The 14,295-nt window shown below is 70.7% G+C and carries 12 protein-coding genes; 2 read left to right on the forward strand and 10 right to left on the reverse strand.

The window, feature by feature from the left end; all coding sequences use genetic code 11:
- Window positions 1-57 precede the first annotated feature (57 nt).
- Together FVA80_RS12310 and FVA80_RS12315 are read right to left on the reverse strand one after the other, a co-directional pair.
- Window positions 58-942, reverse strand: a complete 885-nt coding sequence (locus tag FVA80_RS12310) for a GDSL-type esterase/lipase family protein (protein WP_147907456.1) — start codon at window positions 940-942, stop codon at window positions 58-60.
- On the reverse strand, window positions 903-2,000 hold the full coding sequence (locus tag FVA80_RS12315) for an OpgC domain-containing protein (RefSeq protein ID WP_147907457.1): 1,098 nt from the start codon (window positions 1,998-2,000) through the stop codon (window positions 903-905). Before FVA80_RS12315 ends, FVA80_RS12310 begins: the two co-directional genes overlap by 40 nt.
- Window positions 2,001-2,160: 160 nt before the next feature.
- Here FVA80_RS12315 and FVA80_RS12320 point away from each other — a divergent pair, with 160 nt between their 5' ends.
- A complete protein-coding gene (locus FVA80_RS12320; protein WP_147907458.1) occupies window positions 2,161-2,427 on the forward strand; it encodes a hypothetical protein in 267 nt (88 codons plus the stop codon).
- A 59-nt stretch (window positions 2,428-2,486) separates the two neighbouring features.
- Here FVA80_RS12320 and rfbA read toward each other — a convergent pair whose 3' ends face one another.
- The 4 genes from rfbA to rfbC form a co-directional block, all read right to left on the reverse strand.
- The gene (gene rfbA, locus FVA80_RS12325) at window positions 2,487-3,377 is read right to left on the reverse strand and encodes a glucose-1-phosphate thymidylyltransferase RfbA (RefSeq protein ID WP_147907459.1); all 891 of its coding nucleotides are present in this window, start codon (window positions 3,375-3,377) and stop codon (window positions 2,487-2,489) included.
- Window positions 3,374-4,279: a dTDP-4-dehydrorhamnose reductase gene (gene rfbD, locus FVA80_RS12330; RefSeq protein ID WP_147907460.1), complete on the reverse strand. Its 906-nt coding sequence runs from the start codon at window positions 4,277-4,279 to the stop codon at window positions 3,374-3,376. Before rfbD ends, rfbA begins: the two co-directional genes overlap by 4 nt.
- Window positions 4,279-5,328: a dTDP-glucose 4,6-dehydratase gene (rfbB, locus tag FVA80_RS12335; protein WP_147907461.1), complete on the reverse strand. Its 1,050-nt coding sequence runs from the start codon at window positions 5,326-5,328 to the stop codon at window positions 4,279-4,281. Before rfbB ends, rfbD begins: the two co-directional genes overlap by 1 nt.
- Window positions 5,329-5,437: 109 nt before the next feature.
- Entirely contained in the window at window positions 5,438-5,989 is a 552-nt protein-coding gene (gene rfbC, locus FVA80_RS12340) for a dTDP-4-dehydrorhamnose 3,5-epimerase (RefSeq protein ID WP_147907462.1), read from the reverse strand.
- A gap of 266 nt (window positions 5,990-6,255) precedes the next feature.
- On the opposite strand from rfbC, the gene FVA80_RS12345 reads away from it, so the two are divergent.
- Window positions 6,256-7,161 carry a hypothetical protein gene (locus FVA80_RS12345; protein WP_147907463.1) on the forward strand — a complete coding sequence of 302 codons (906 nt, stop codon included), beginning with the start codon at window positions 6,256-6,258 and terminating at the stop codon, window positions 7,159-7,161.
- 154 nt (window positions 7,162-7,315) lie between these two features.
- Here the strand turns inward: FVA80_RS12345 and FVA80_RS12350 are convergent, their stop codons facing one another.
- From FVA80_RS12350 to FVA80_RS12365, 4 genes are read right to left on the reverse strand one after another with little or no spacing between them, the layout of a single operon-like run.
- Window positions 7,316-10,879: a tubulin-like doman-containing protein gene (locus FVA80_RS12350; RefSeq protein ID WP_147907464.1), complete on the reverse strand. Its 3,564-nt coding sequence runs from the start codon at window positions 10,877-10,879 to the stop codon at window positions 7,316-7,318.
- A 4-nt stretch (window positions 10,880-10,883) separates the two neighbouring features.
- Window positions 10,884-11,372 (reverse strand): hypothetical protein, encoded by a 489-nt coding sequence (locus tag FVA80_RS12355; protein ID WP_147907465.1) that lies wholly within the window; start codon window positions 11,370-11,372, stop codon window positions 10,884-10,886.
- Window positions 11,369-12,937, reverse strand: coding sequence for a hypothetical protein (locus FVA80_RS12360; RefSeq protein ID WP_187193658.1), 1,569 nt, complete (start codon window positions 12,935-12,937; stop codon window positions 11,369-11,371). The genes FVA80_RS12355 and FVA80_RS12360 overlap by 4 nt, the downstream gene beginning before the upstream one ends.
- On the reverse strand, window positions 12,901-14,259 hold the full coding sequence (locus tag FVA80_RS12365; protein WP_147907467.1) for a hypothetical protein: 1,359 nt from the start codon (window positions 14,257-14,259) through the stop codon (window positions 12,901-12,903). The genes FVA80_RS12360 and FVA80_RS12365 overlap by 37 nt, the downstream gene beginning before the upstream one ends.
- Window positions 14,260-14,295: the final 36 nt, after the last annotated feature.

Consider the following 14,295-nt stretch of genomic DNA (forward strand, 5'->3'; position numbering starts at 1 on the left):
CCTGTATCCAGAACGTTGTTCCAGTAACCGCCGAAGAACGGTCTCGGGATGAGGTGTCTAGCCCGGTGCGCGTTGCGGCTCGGTTAAGGGCGCGGGGCCGGGTGCGGTTGCCGGTTCCGGGGCGGCTTCGGTCCGGGCAAGCGAGGTGGCGATGGTCAACGCCACGTGCTCGGCCATGCAGCGCAGGCCGAGATCGTTCAGCCGGAACTGCCGGCCGAGCATGTGGCTCTCGCCCTTGTCGGTGCGGCTCGAGAGGTAGTGCAGGGCCTCGTAGCGCCGGACTAACGGCACCTGCTGCTGGTTCGCCACCGTACGGACCGCGTCGACAATCCGGTTGTAGTCGACATCCGCCGCCATGCTGGCGGTGTAGATCGGATCGACCAGAACCACGTCGATCCCGTGCGAGCGGATCCAGGTGACGGCCTCGCTCAGCGAACTGGCGAACGCGTCGGCATCGACCCGGGCGATGGCGTCGTGGGTTCCGACCTGCCAGACGACGAGGTCGGGCTCCGCCTCCGCCACCATGGTACGCAGGCGCTCGGAGGCGCCTGACGCGATCTCCCCCGGTAGGCCGCGGTGGTCGATGGTCACGTCGATCTTGGGCAAGGCCCGTTCCAGGGCGGCTTCGAGCTTGGCCGGATACGAGGCCGAGGCGCCCGGTGCTGAGCTGCCGCCGATCGCCAGGATCTTGAGGGCGCGATTCTCGCTCAGCGCGGTCCGGACCGCGCTGAGCTTGGCCATGGTGTAGAGCTGCGCGCCCGGCACCCGGCATTCCTGCGACAGGCTGGGCTGATCGCCCGGACCCGGATCGGCCGGTTGCTCCGCCGCTGCCGCCATCGGCGCCGCGAGACCAAGGATCAGGCCGGTCAGCACCCGGCGAATCCCGGAGACGCGCGTGCGCCTCACGGCCGGGGCCGGGACGACTTGCTGCGGGTGCGCCATTCGACGAACCATGCGGTGAACCCCAGACCCACCAGGCCGCTTCCGGCGACCAGCATATCGACCAGCACGCCTCCGCCGGTCTGGAAACGCACGAGCTGCCCGAACAGGCTCAGGATCGACCCCATCGAGAAGACCGCCAGGGAGTTCCGGCCCAGCTGACTCAGATAGCGCCCGACGACCCCGATTCGGGGAGCTAGAACTGCGTAAAGCGGCGCGAAGGCGAGCAATACCCCCAGGAAATGAAGAAGCCGCGCCGGTGTCAGGTAGGTTTTCTCGAACGTGAACAGCAGCCGCGGCTCGGGCACCATCAGCGGATCCGGCCGGAGACCGGTCACGGCGAGCACGACGCCCACGAGGACGATGGCAAAGCCGGCCGGGATCAGGCGCCGCGACCACCGGCGGAGGGTGTCTGAGCGCAGGCTCCAGCCCTGAAGCACGAACCCCAGCACTAGCAGCACCTGCCAGCAGAACGGATCGAAGAACCAATCGCCCTCCCCGGGCCAGGACGGCACGTTCCACTCGAACACGAGGCTCGCGAGGTAGACGCCCCCGGACAGCGCCAGCGTCGCCAGCAGGCTGAGTCGGCCGACCAGCACGAAGATCGGCGCGATGCCGATGAGCACCACGTAGAGCGGCAGGATGTTGAAGAACCCGAGCTGGTAGGTCATCAGCGCCATGCCGCAGACCGACTGGATCGGGTCCGCGAAGAACCCGCCGGCATTGTGCCATTCGAGGATCAGGGGGTTGTCGAGCAGCAGCGCCGCGCCGGCGATGAGCGCCAGCGCGAGCAGCATGACGGTGAGCTGCGCCCGGTAGACCTCCACGGTGCGGGCGAGCAGCCGCACCACGCTCTTGCCCGCGGCCTCCGGCTTGCCGTCGCGTCCGCGCGTGGCGATGCCGATCGACCAGCCCGCCAGGAACACGAACAGCTCGGCGGCGTCCGAGATGCCGTATTGCGAGAAGGTGTAGCGCTCGAAGGTGTTGCCCGGGACGTGGTTGATGAAAATCGTCACCAGGGCGAAGCCGCGCCAGAAGTCGATCGCGTTGGGGTCGCGCATCGTCGCGGCGGCTCCGGGGTTTCGGCACGGGATCGGGGGTCGGCGGCCCCTGATACGGCGCCGGACCGACTCTGCAAAGGCGAACAAAGGGTGAGTTCGCGGGTGCATGCGAACCGGGCGGTCACGCTCGCGTTAGGTCCGGGCAAGGAGACCCGTCACGATGACCCGCACGATCACGATCCTCGGCCTATCGGCCCTGCTGCCGGTGCTGGCCGCCTCGGCCGCCTCGGCACAGGCTCAGACCGGAACCGGCGGGGGACCGACCTCTACGATCACGGCGCCGCACACCTCGTCGGTCGGCCAGACGATGCCGCCCGCCTCCGGCGCGGGCGCCGCAACGGTCAACGACCGCCGCGACCGCACCCGCCAGCAGATCGAGGACGACAAAATCTCGCAGGGCATCTGCATCGGCTGTGCGCCGAAGTAGGTTTTTCCGCGCCTCACGGCGCTCCGGGGCCATCCGGCCCCGGAATCTTACGGCGCGCGTTACCGCAGAGCCAACTCGTCCTCGCTCTCGCGGGCGAGGCGGAGCAGGTTCTGGCCGTAATTGGTCTTGGCGAACATCTCGCCGCGGGCGATCAACTGTTCGCGGGTGATAAATTTCTGGAGGAAGGCAATTTCCTCCAGGCAAGCTACCTGGAGGCCCTGGCGGTTCTGCAGGGTGCGGACGAACTCGCTGGCTTCCAGCAGGCTGTCGTGCGTTCCGGTGTCGAGCCAGGCATAGCCGCGCGACATCCGCTCGACGAAGAGCTGACCGCGCTCGAGATAGGCCTCGTTGACGCTGGTGATCTCCAGCTCGCCCCGGGCCGACGGCTTCACGGCGGCGGCGATGTCGAGCACTTGGTTGTCGTAGAAGTACAGGCCGGTCACTGCCCAGGTGGATTCCGGATTCTGCGGCTTCTCGACGATCTTGGTCGGGCGCCCGGTCTTGTCGAGATTGACCACGCCGTAGGCCTGCGGATTGTCGACGTGGTAGGCGAACACCGTCGCGCCGTCCTTGCGTGACCGCGCTTGGTGCAGCAGCTCCCTCATGCCGGCGCCGAAGAACAGGTTGTCGCCAAGGATCAGCGCCACGTCGTCGGTGCCGACGAAGTCGCGTCCGATCACGAAGGCCTGGGCCAGGCCCTCTGGCCGCGGCTGCACCGCGTAGGTGAATTGCAGGCCGAACTGCTCGCCGGTGCCGAACAGGCGCTTGTAGTTGTCGAGGTGCTCCGGCGACGAGATGATCAGGATCTCGCGGATGCCAGCCAGCATCAGAACCGAGATCGGGTAGTAGATCATCGGCTTGTCGTAGACCGGCAGCAGCTGCTTGTTGATCGACAGCGTGGCCGGATGCAGGCGCGTGCCGGATCCGCCGGCCAGGACGATGCCCTTCATGGCTTGGAAGCTCCCTCTCGAACCGGCCCCACGAGCCGGTCCAGGATGTCGTCGAGCGCCGCCTGCCAGGGCCGCGGCGCGATGGCGTAGGCGTCCGTTAGGCTGTCGGGGGACAAGCGCGAATTGGCCGGCCGCCGGGCCGGTGTCGGATAGGCGGAGGTCGGGATGCCAGTGACCGGGATCGACCGGCCGCCGCGCCGGGCGGACCCTGCCACGATCGCCTCGGCGAAGCCGTGCCACGTGGTGGCGCCGGCATTCACATAATGGAACGTCCCGGTGGGCGTGTCCGAATCCTCGGCCAGGCGCCGGGCGATCGTCGCCAGGGCGGCGGCGAGGTCGGACGCGGAGGTCGGGCAGCCGTGCTGGTCGTTGACCACCGTCAGGGCGTCGCGCTCGCTGGCGAGCCGCAGCATCGTCTTGACGAAGTTGCCGCGGTGCGGGCTCACCACCCAGGCGGTACGCACGATCGCGTGGCGCGGGTTGGCACTGCGCACGGCGAGTTCGCCCGCGGCCTTGCTGGCGCCGTAGACGCTCTGCGGGTCGATCGGCGCGTCCGGCGCGTAAGCGCCGTCGGGTTTCGTCCCGGCGAAGACGTAGTCGGTCGAGACGTGTACGAGCGGGATCGTCTTGGCGGCCGTCGCGGCCGCCAGGATCGCCGGGGCGAGCGCGTTGAGGCGCCAGGCCTCGACCACGTCGGACTCGGCCTTGTCGACGGCGGTGTAGGCGGCGGCGTTGATCACCGCCCGGTAATCGCGCGCGGCCAGAGCGCCGGCGATTGCGCCCGAATCGGTGATGTCGAGCTCCGCCCGGGTCGGCGCGTGCACCGAAACGCCGGCCGGCCAAGCCAGGGCCTGCAACTCGGTGCCGACCTGGCCGGCGCCGCCGAGGACCAGGATATCCATCAGCCGGTCAGCCCGAGGCGCTCGCCCGTGTAGCGGCCCTCGCGGATCGGGCGCCACCAGCTCTCGTTGTCGAGATACCAGGCCACGGTCTCTTCCAACGCCTGCTCGAAGGTCTTCTGCGGCTTCCAGCCGAGTTCGGTCTCGGCCTTGGTGCAGTCGATGGCGTAGCGCCGGTCATGGCCCGGCCGGTCGGCGACGAAGCTGATCAGCTGCTCATGGGGGCCCTGCTCCGGCCGCAGCCGGTCGAACGCCGCGCAGAGCGCCTTCACCACCGCGAGGTTGTTGCGCACTGCCCGGCCGCCGAGCAGGTAGGTGTTGCCGATCCGGCCACGCTCCAGCACCGCGACCAGACCCTTGGCGTGGTCCTCGACATGGATCCAGTCGCGCTCGTTCAGGCCGTCGCCGTAGACCGGCAGCTTCTTGCCCTCGAGGGCGTTGAGGATCATCAGCGGGATCAGCTTCTCCGGGAAGTGCCGTGGCCCGTAATTGTTCGAGCAGTTGGTCACCAGCACCGGCAGCCCGTAGGTCTCGTGCCAGGCGCGGGCCAGGTGATCGGACGCCGCCTTCGAGGCCGAGTAGGGCGAGCGTGGGTCGTAGCGGCTGTCCTCGGTGAAGAACGCGCCCGGGGGCAGTGAGCCGTAGACCTCGTCGGTGGAGACGTGGAGGAACCGGAAGGTCTTCTTTTCGGCGTCCGGCAGGGCTTCGTAATAGTCCCGGGCGGCGTCCAGCATGGTCTGGGTGCCGATGACGTTGGTACGCACGAACGCGCCCGGATCGGTGATCGAGCGGTCGACATGGCTCTCGGCGGCCAGATGCATCACCCCCTGCGGCTTGAACTCGGTCATGGCGGCCTGCACGGCGGCGCGGTCGCAGATGTCGGCCTCGACCAGCCGGTGGCGCGGGTTGTCGGCAAGCGGCGCGAGGGAGATCGGGTTGGCCGCGTAGGTCATCGCATCGAGGGTGCACACCTCGTGGCCGAGATCGTTGACGAGGTGCAGCACCAGCGCCGAGCCGATGAAGCCGCAGCCTCCGGTCACGAGAATGCGCATGGTGGGTCCCCTTCGGATCGTTCGCGTGCGGAAATGAGCTGCCGGGAGCTAAAGACCGCCCGGCGTGACGAAAATACGGCCCGACCGTGCGGCGGCCGGAAACGCGGGTTCAGAAAACCCGGCCGAGATCGGCGAGCCGGGGTGCGCGGCGGTCCTTGTCGGACAGGATCGCGGCCTCGCCCGCGACCGGCCACGGGATCCCGATCTCGGGATCGTCCCAGGCCAGCGCCCGGTCGTGCTCCGGGCTGTAATAGGCATCGACCTTGTAGGCGACCATGACGTCCGGGCTGAGTGTGCAGAAGCCGTGGGCGAAACCGTGCGGGATGTAGAGCTGCTCGCCGCTCTCGGCGTCCAGCGTCACGGCAACGTACTTGCCGAAGGTTGGTGATTCGCTGCGGATATCCACCGCGACGTCGAGGATCGCGCCCTGGAGCACCCGGATCAGCTTGGCCTGGGCCTGCGGGGCGATCTGGAAGTGCAGGCCGCGGATCGTGCCCTGCGGGGCCGAGAACGACTGGTTGTCCTGCAGGAACGGGGCGGTGATCCCGGCCCGGGCCATCGCGTCGGCACGGAACGTCTCGGAGAACCAGCCGCGCGCATCGCCGAAGCGCTTCGGCTTGATGCGCTTCACGTCCGGGATTTCGGTCTCGAACACGTCCATGCCAGCGCGCCCCTCACCGCCGATGCTGCCGGGCAGCCCCGCGGACCTCTCCGTTTCGGACGTCCCGGGCATCGCGCCGGCTGCGCCGAGATCAACCTCGATGATCGAAGCGCGACTTCCGGTCATTCGCCGGCCGTGTCAAGGCGTGTCGGTTGCGGGCCGCCGGCCGACCGGCGGTCTTCGCCGTTGTTTTCCAGGGTCAGTCTTGCCCGTAACGGGTTTGGCCAAAACGATCTGGCAAGAAAAAGCCGGTTCAAGGAGAGCCGATGCCCCCCGTCGCGGTTGAGTTCCTGCTGCGCGATCACCTTGCCGACCCGGCCTGCGCCTGGAGCCTCGGTGCCTACGGGGCGGTGGCGGCCTTCGCGCGGGATCCGGCCGAGTCCGCCGCGTTCTGCGAGGGTGGCCGGATCGGGCTCGCGACGCCGCGGGGGGCGATCGCCCTCACCGCGAGTCCGGATCTGGTGCCGTTCGCCTACGAGACCGGCTTCACCGGCGGGTGGAGCCAAGCGGTCGCCCTGTGCCTGCCCGCTCAAGCCTGTACCATGGGCCGCCGCGTCGTGCTGACGGAGCTCGGGCCGGACGAGGCCGCGCTACGGTCGCAGGATCGCGGGGCGATCCTGTTCGATCTCGGCCTCGGGCTCCGGGCGGTCGATGCCTGCGTGCGGGTGGCCGCTCCCGACCTGATCGACCGTCTGAGAGCCGCGTGCGGACGACCGATCCTCGCGCCCGGCACTGCGATCGGGGCCCTCCTGATGGAGGCGAGCCCGCATCGGGTTTTCTCGGCCCGCTTCGGCCGGGTCGAGGTCTATACGCCGATCCCGCCGGCCGGCGGCGCAAGCGCATCGGGGCCGCACACGCATATCCTGCCCCAGCTCCTGCGGCTCGGCCGGACGCACGCGGCCACCGCACCGATCCCGTCCGGTCTCGTGCCCTGCGCGGCGCTGCATCCGGCGCACCCGGCCAAGGACGCGACGGGCCGCCGGGCCGGCTTTGACGCCGCCCGCCATGCCGCGTTCGGAAGCCTGCTCGACGCCTGGGGCGACCCGGCGCTCACCGCGCTTCGGCGGACGGTGCTGGCCGGCGGCGAACCCGATCCCGTTTCGGCGAATAGCCGTTTCGCCCGATCGGCGATCCGGGCGGCGTGGGCGCAGGTTGTAGCGATGCGTAGCTGAGCGCCACGGCCCTCATTGCGGGTGGAGGAAAGCTACTTAAGGCCGCGCGCGATTTTAAGACGTGGCGCATCACTGAGTTGCTTGGCTGCGCGCGCAAGGTCCGTGTGGCCATGTCACTCCTTCGGCCAGCCACCCGCACAAATCGAAAGTCCTTTCAGCGGACCGGAGGTGGAGGCGGGGGCGGAGCCAGGAGCGGGGCGAGCGCCGGGTGGTCCCCGGCGGCGATCCAGGCGCCTCCCTGCGGGTGGATCTGGGTGGTAGCGCTCAGGGTGCCTGTGCGCGCCTGCGCGACGAGTTCGGCCAGCGGGAACGGGCCTTCGACCGTGTCTCGGTAGACGTAGAAGAGATTGATCGGCGGTGGCGGCGGGGCGGGCGCGGCCGGGCTCGCGAGGCGCAGCAGGGCCTCGGTCGTGAAGGCGGCCGGCTCGATCACCCGCTTGTCCACGGCCCGCAGGGCCGGCGGATCGGACGGGTCGCGGTTGGCCTCTTCGGCCGACACGTCGGAGAGGCTCCCCGAGATCGGTTTGGTCCAGTCCTCGACCCGGGCGAGCAGCGTGTCGAACAACCGGTCCGGATCCACCGGCAGGCCGCCGGCCTCAACGGCGGCCTGTCGCCAGCGTAGGGCAAGCGACGCCGCGACGGCATTGCCGACGCCGCCGACCCTGGCCTCGGCGTCGAAGTTCACTGTCTCCCGCCGCGGTGCGTAGGCCCGTTTGGCGGTCCAGGCGAACAGGGCCGCCATCGCGAGGTTCTGGACCGGAGACAGGGCCGCCTCGGCCTCGGCGAGCTGGGCCTCGATCGCTGCGCGCTGGACCCTGTCGAACAGCTTGCGCCTGAGGGTCCGCTCGGACCCGACGCTGCGCCAGTCGCCGGGCTCGAACGCGAAGCGCCACAGCCCCGTCTCCGGCGCCCGCTGGAGCAGGCCGAGGCAGACGGCGCGAAGGAACAGCGACAGGGTCTCGCGCAGGGCATCCGATTCTTCGGCCGAGGGGGCAACCGGGTCCGGGAAGCGAAGATAGTCCTTGTGATTGTGGAGCGGAATCGCGTCGAGGCGGTCCAGCTCCTGCGCGTAGGCGGTCCGCCAATCGCGGCGTAGGGGACCGAGCACGTCGAGCGGTACGCCCGACAGCTCGCAGTAGCAGACGATGCGGCCCCGCTGGCTCGATTCGAGAAAGCCGATCTCTCCGGCGCCCAGCACCGGCGGCAGGCTCGCCCGCAGGATCGGGCCGAATTCCGCCTGGAAGGCACGCGAGCCTTCCACCGCCAGGATCGTCTTGAACTGGTCGCCGCCCGGGCTGAAGGCGTCGAACCGCGCGTAGATCCACGGCATGCAGCGCAGCAGCATCAGCTCCAGCGTCTCGCGCTGCTTTGCGGGCGGCAATTCGCGCAGGGCGTCGAGCGCCGACGGGATGCGGGCGCGGTGCGGCCCGAGTCGGCACCGGGCCATCTCGCGCACGGCGTTGAGCAGGTCGGCCCGGGGCTCCTCCTCGCGCAGCAGCGCGAAGATCGCGCGTGACCCGCCATAGGCGCGGAATGCCTCGCGGGCCCAGGCGAGCTGCTCGGCCGGGGCGACCGCGATCTTGTCCGGTAGGTCGCCGGAGGGCAGGACCAGGAAGGTACCGCCCGAGGGGCGCTCGATGGCGTTGCGGATCTCGGCGATGTCGAGGCGCAGCTCGCGCATCAGTCGACCCACATCCTCGTGGCCCTGGTTCAGGGCGCCGAGCAGGCCGTCGTAGCGGGCGGCGCCGGTCTCCGGGTCGCGCCCGGTCCGGGCGCCGAGGCTGGCCGAGACCCGGCGCAGCAGCTCGGCCCCCTCCCGGGCGGCCACGGCGCGGATGCGCAGGACGCAGGAGCCCCGCAGATCCTCCCGGGCCTGTTCCAGGTAGCGCTCGGCGTCGCGCCGGTGCGAGAAGATCAAGCCTGGGCGGACCTGATCGAGCCGGCTCAGCGAGGCGGAGAAGTGCTCGGCCAGCATCTCGTCGGCGAGGCGAGCGTAGGTGTCGGCGGCGGCGGTGAGCCGGGCGAGCGCGCCGCCATCGGCCTCGATCAGGTCCTTGACGCCCTCGATCAACGCCCGCGCGTAGTCGAGGCCGCCACGCTCCTGGTCGTCGAGGAGGCGATAGAACGCGGCCGGCAGAGCGCCGTCCCGGTCGGAGAGCCAGGCCGCCTCGAGCTTGGCGCGCACGTCCAGCACCTCGGCGCCGCGGGGACCGTAGGCGGCGCCCGAGCCGGTGCGGCCCAGGATGTCGTCGCGCAGGCGCTCGGCTGCCTTGCGCAGGTTCGGCGCCCAGTCCCTGGGGCTGGCGATCTCGGCCTTGATCGCGTCCACCGCCTCCTCGACGCCGAGCGCCACCGATTCCTGGATCGACGAGCCGTCCGCCCGCTGCAGCAGCGTGCCGACGAGGTCGTATTCGGGGATGCCGGGCGGCGCCGGCTGGAGCACCCTCGGAAACGCTTCGAAGGCGGAGAAGCGCAGGGCGAGCCGGTCGGCGGCGAAGCGGTCGCGCTCCTCCACGGTGGGGATGTTGCGCTCCGCCGAACGCTCCCCTTGCCCGCGGGCGACGCCGAAGAACGCCTCCACCATGCCGAGGCCCGCCCTGGCGGCGTGCTCCTCGAACTCGAGGCTGCCGCGGGTGGCGAGAACCGCCTGGCCCAGGGCCGAGTAGTTCAGCGAGAACAGGGCGGCACGGCCGGCGCGGTCCGGGCTCGGCGGCGCCCATTTGCGCATCTTGTGCTGGGTCTGGTTGACCCCGGTGGAGCGCTTGCGGCCGGAGAATTCGGAATTGCCGAAATCCTCGAACAGCACGTCCGCCATCATGTCGTAGAGGTCGCCGATCGCGCCTGTGCGCTGATCGGCGAGGTTCTGGGTGTCGAACAGGTAGACGTCGCTGAACGGCCGCTCGACCCCCCGGGAGACCCGAGCGTGGTCGCCCCAGCTCTCGACATAGGGCGGCTCCGGATTGCCCCGCATGGCGTATTCGAGTTCGGACAGGGTGGCCACGCCGTTGGCGAAGACCCGGTCCTTGTTGGCCCCGACATAGCCCGAGGGCAGGACCAGGAAGAGGTCGACCGCGTCCGGGCGCTTGGGCGTCTCCAGCGAGGAGATCGCGTAGCCGGCATCGATCACCGCCCCCGAGCCGGTGCCGCCGGCAACCGACGCCACCACGACGACGCGCAGGTCGGTTGAGGTGTCGAGGCCCAGCGCGCGCAACTGCGCCTCGTTCGAGACGTTGGCGAGCACCGCGCCGGCCTTGGCGGTGAGCCGGCCGGTGAAATTGCGGACCTCGTCGAAGAACAGCAGCCGCGCGATGGCGCGGATCTGGCCCGCACCCTTCGAGGCGTCGATGCGCGACAGGTCCCGAGCGGGAAGCCAGGAATCGATGTGCGGATAGCTGCGCCGCTCGGCCTGGTAGCGAGCGAGGTTGACGGCCTTCTGCAGGGTCTCGCCCTCGCGGAACGCGACCTTGGCCGAGAGCGTGTCGGTGGCCGCCGCCCGGCCGGCCTCGCGGGCCTCCAGGGTGTCGGTGTCGAAATACAGGAAGGACGCCGCCGGAAACTGGTCGAGGGCGCTGATCCGCGTCCCGTTCCAGTCGGCCTGGAGGATCCGGCGACGCAGGCGCAGCAGCACCTCCATGCCGGTGCCGCCAAGCGCCACGAACACGGTCGGGCGGACCTTCAGAAGCGTTTCGGTCTCGGCGGCGGGCCGGGCATCAGCCATGGTCTCAGCGCCTCCGGTCGGGTGCGCGCAGGAACAGCACCAGGGCGGCGCCGAACAGCACGATGCAGAGCGCGAAGCCGCCCGCCAGCCCCGCCCAGGCCTGCCACAGCCGGCCGACCGTGGCGCTCACCAGGATCGACGCGGTGAGCATCAGCGCCGAGAACAGCATCCAGCTCGCGCCGTTGGCGGCGTCCAGCGTCGCGCGGCGGTTGATCAGGTGGGCGCGCACGCCCTGGCGGACGAACAGGAACAGCAGCGCCAGCACCACCAGCGCGGCGGCGCCGAGCGCGAGTTCTGTGGTGGTCGGCCCCCGTTCGAGCCCGCTGAACGGGTTCGCCGCGGTGCTGGATTGGGCCGGCGGCGGCACGGTCTGGAGCGGATCGGCTTGCGGGGCCGGGTTCTGCGGGGCGGGAATGGTGAAATCCTGGCCCGTCCGGGCCTGGACGCGGACGATCCCGGATGGCCCAACGCCATCGCGATACAAAAACATCATGCGCCGGTTCCGGGCTCCTGGAGACGGGTTGCTCGGGCCGGCCCCCACAGGCCCGCCCGCACCTGCCAGCGGCTGCCGTCCGGGGCACGGACGGTCTGGGCCCGGTACGGCCTGAGGCTCACCCGCTTCTGGACGGTGCCGAGCGTCACGGTGTGCTGCCTTGCCCGGGTAGCGGCCACCGCCCCGAGGCCGGCAGCGGCAGCGAGTCCCAGGGCAGCCGCGGCGGCAGCGATGAGCGGCCAGGGCGAGAACGCCGCCTCGATCCGCACCGGCAGACTCACCGAGGCTTCCGAGACTCCGCGATAGTCGCGGAACAGGCCGGGCAGCCGGCCCTCCACGACGCTCGCATCCCCAACCGGCCCGCCCATCTGGTCTCCGGACAACAATCCGCTGCCGAAGATCGGCCGCACCCGTTCCAGGAAGGCCGGATCCAGCGCCAGGCGCAAGTCCGCCAGCCGCAGAGTCAGGGTGCCATCCACGGTGCGGCCGTCGGACACCAGACCGGCGAGGCCGACCGGACGCGGGATCGGCGGCAGGGTCAGGACCACCGCGAGCGGCCCGCTCTCGGCCTGGGGCGCCAGGTCGGTGATGTCGGACGGCGAGACCGCCGCCTGGGCCAGCCCAGTCCCGGCCCCCTCTTCGTTCCAGCGCAGCGCCAGCCGGGCGGCCGCGACCCGCTGCGGATAGAGGCCGTTCCCCAGGTGGGCGGTGAGCCGCAGGACCGTCCCCGCCGCCGCGTCGGCCCCGCGCACTACCAGCACGCCGTTCTCCAGCCCAGCCTGCAACCCTCCGGCGTCGAGGCGGTCGAAGCGCAGCGTCAGGCCGCCGGCCAGCACCGGCTTCAAGCTCACCGGCGGATGATTGAACAGGGCCTTCAGTCCGGGTGTGGCCAAGGCGGCCTCGAGCGCCCGGCCCCCGGCCGCGCCGTAGCCGATGCCGTAGATGACGAAGCCGCCGTCCGAGAAGTTGCGACCCTTCAGGGGCATCCGAACCGGGTAGGCGACGATCCGGCTGATCGCGTCGGACCCGCGCAGCGCCGCGTAGAAAGCGGCGGTGTTGCGCTCGATCTCAGCGCTGTTGCCCGGGGAGTTCTTGTTGTTGGTGACCATCCAGATCACCCCGTCCCGGCCGCGCAGGCCGATGCGGATCGCGCCGAGCAGCGCGCCGTTGAAGTCGGCATCGGCATAGGCGCCGCCACCGGCCTTGCGCGGCAGTTCGATCGCCGCGACAGCAGCCCGGACCCGGGCGGAATTGTAGGCCCCCTCATACAGGATCCGCGGCGAGGGCCGTCCAGGCACCTGTCCGTCCTGGTCGAAGGTCGCCACCGCCACGTCGGCCCCCGGGACCCGGGCCGCGGATGCCACAAGGGCTTCGACGAGGGGCCGGAACTGAGAGCCCTCGGCGGTCAGGAACGGCTCCATCCAACCGGAATCCTGCACCAGGAAGACCTGCCGCACCGGCGCATCGGCCAGGGCGCGTCCACCGAGCAAGAGAGCGAGCATCAGCAAGGCCCGCAGGGGCGCCCGGCTCATGATGCGCGCAGCCGCAGGGCGTGGCAGCGGCATTCCGACCGGCTCCACAGGTACAGCATGCCATCGTGCAGCAGCGCCCGCGCATCGCCGATCCGCGACACCGCCAGACCCACCGGCAGCCGGCGCAGGCCGGCCCCGTGGGCGTGGTGGAGCACGTGCCCGGCCACGGGCGCCGGTAGGCTCTCGCCGCGCAAGAAGCCCCCGCGCGGGCCGGGAATGTCGAGGGCGAGCAGGATCGTGTCGCGGGTCATCGCCAGCCGCGGCACCAGCAAGTTGCCGGCATGGGCGCCAAGGTTGAGCGTTTCCTCGGAGGCCTGCCAGGGCACATCGAACCGCTCCGCGCCGGCATAGGTGCAAGGTCCCGCCGCGAGATGCGGCCCGTCGAGACCGTGGAGACCTGGATCCGGTGCCAGGGCGGCGACGTGGTAGCGGCCCGCGACCATGCCGAGTTGATGGTGCAAATCGGCCCGGTCGCGCCAGGGGGCTTGGGCGACCACCGGCGCGAAGCCGTCCGGCCAGGGCGTGACCCGGGTGTCGTCATCGAGCGTCCGGCAGGCGACAAACCCATCCGGACCCGTCCAGAACGAATCGCCGAGCCGGTTCATCCAGGGGCCAGCGAAGTCCGCATCCGGCGCGGGGGCGTCGAGGTCGTGCAGCACGAGGACGTTCGATGCGGCCGCTATGCGGCACAGAACGAGACGTCCATGCCGCTCGCCCAGGGCGAGGATGTCCCCGCCCCGCCAGCACGGCGCGGATCGGAAGCGCAGGCCCGGCATCCGGGCCTCGGCATGGTCGGAGTGGGGCCCGAGCTGCGGCAGTCGCACGCCGACCAGCGCATCGGCGGTGGCATAGGCGATACCCCGGCGGCCCGCCGTCAGGCCCGACCCCACCGGTGCCGGGGGCAGCCGTCCGAGGCCGACGAACCTGCTTCCGTCCCAGCCCTCGAACGCGCCCAGATTCTCCTGAAACAGGTAGAGCGCGGCCGGATGCCCGGCCCGGATCAGAAGGGGTACGCCGCTCGGCAGCGGCACCTCAAAGACGCTCTCAGCCGCGACGTCGAGGATCTCCGGGGCCGGCACCGGAACCGGCGGCCCCAGGGCCGCGCCGGTCCCGGGAGCGTACGCGAACGCGGCCGGGAACGGCCAACCCTCCCCATCCCGGCGGATGCCGAGATGGGCGATCCGGGCATCCCCGGCGGCGAGTGTGACCCCCGCGACCTCGGCCGCCACCGGCCGGCCGCCCGTGAAGCGCCAGAGCTGGCGACCGGGGAGGCTCGTGAGACGCGGGTCCGGATTGATCGGCCAGACGCCCTCCGGTGCGGTACGGGCGAGCGGCGATGGGTCGTCCAAGCTCACAGGCACCGGTCCATGGATGGGAAAGCGACGGGATCG

It is taken from the genome of Methylobacterium sp. WL1, from assembly GCF_008000895.1.
Classification (GTDB): domain Bacteria; phylum Pseudomonadota; class Alphaproteobacteria; order Rhizobiales; family Beijerinckiaceae; genus Methylobacterium.

Coding starts and splice junctions, on each gene's coding strand:
- FVA80_RS12320 (WP_147907458.1), top strand. CDS start 2,161: ATGACCCGCACGATCACGATCCTCGGCCTATCGGCCCTGCTGCCGGTG.
- FVA80_RS12345 (WP_147907463.1), top strand. CDS start 6,256: ATGCCCCCCGTCGCGGTTGAGTTCCTGCTGCGCGATCACCTTGCCGAC.
- FVA80_RS12355 (WP_147907465.1), bottom strand. CDS start 11,372: ATGATGTTTTTGTATCGCGATGGCGTTGGGCCATCCGGGATCGTCCGC.
- FVA80_RS12315 (WP_147907457.1), bottom strand. CDS start 2,000: ATGCGCGACCCCAACGCGATCGACTTCTGGCGCGGCTTCGCCCTGGTG.
- rfbA (WP_147907459.1), bottom strand. CDS start 3,377: ATGAAGGGCATCGTCCTGGCCGGCGGATCCGGCACGCGCCTGCATCCG.
- FVA80_RS12350 (WP_147907464.1), bottom strand. CDS start 10,879: ATGGCTGATGCCCGGCCCGCCGCCGAGACCGAAACGCTTCTGAAGGTC.
- FVA80_RS12310 (WP_147907456.1), bottom strand. CDS start 942: ATGGCGCACCCGCAGCAAGTCGTCCCGGCCCCGGCCGTGAGGCGCACG.
- rfbC (WP_147907462.1), bottom strand. CDS start 5,989: ATGGACGTGTTCGAGACCGAAATCCCGGACGTGAAGCGCATCAAGCCG.
- rfbB (WP_147907461.1), bottom strand. CDS start 5,328: ATGCGCATTCTCGTGACCGGAGGCTGCGGCTTCATCGGCTCGGCGCTG.
- FVA80_RS12360 (WP_187193658.1), bottom strand. CDS start 12,937: ATGCCGCTGCCACGCCCTGCGGCTGCGCGCATCATGAGCCGGGCGCCC.
- rfbD (WP_147907460.1), bottom strand. CDS start 4,279: ATGGATATCCTGGTCCTCGGCGGCGCCGGCCAGGTCGGCACCGAGTTG.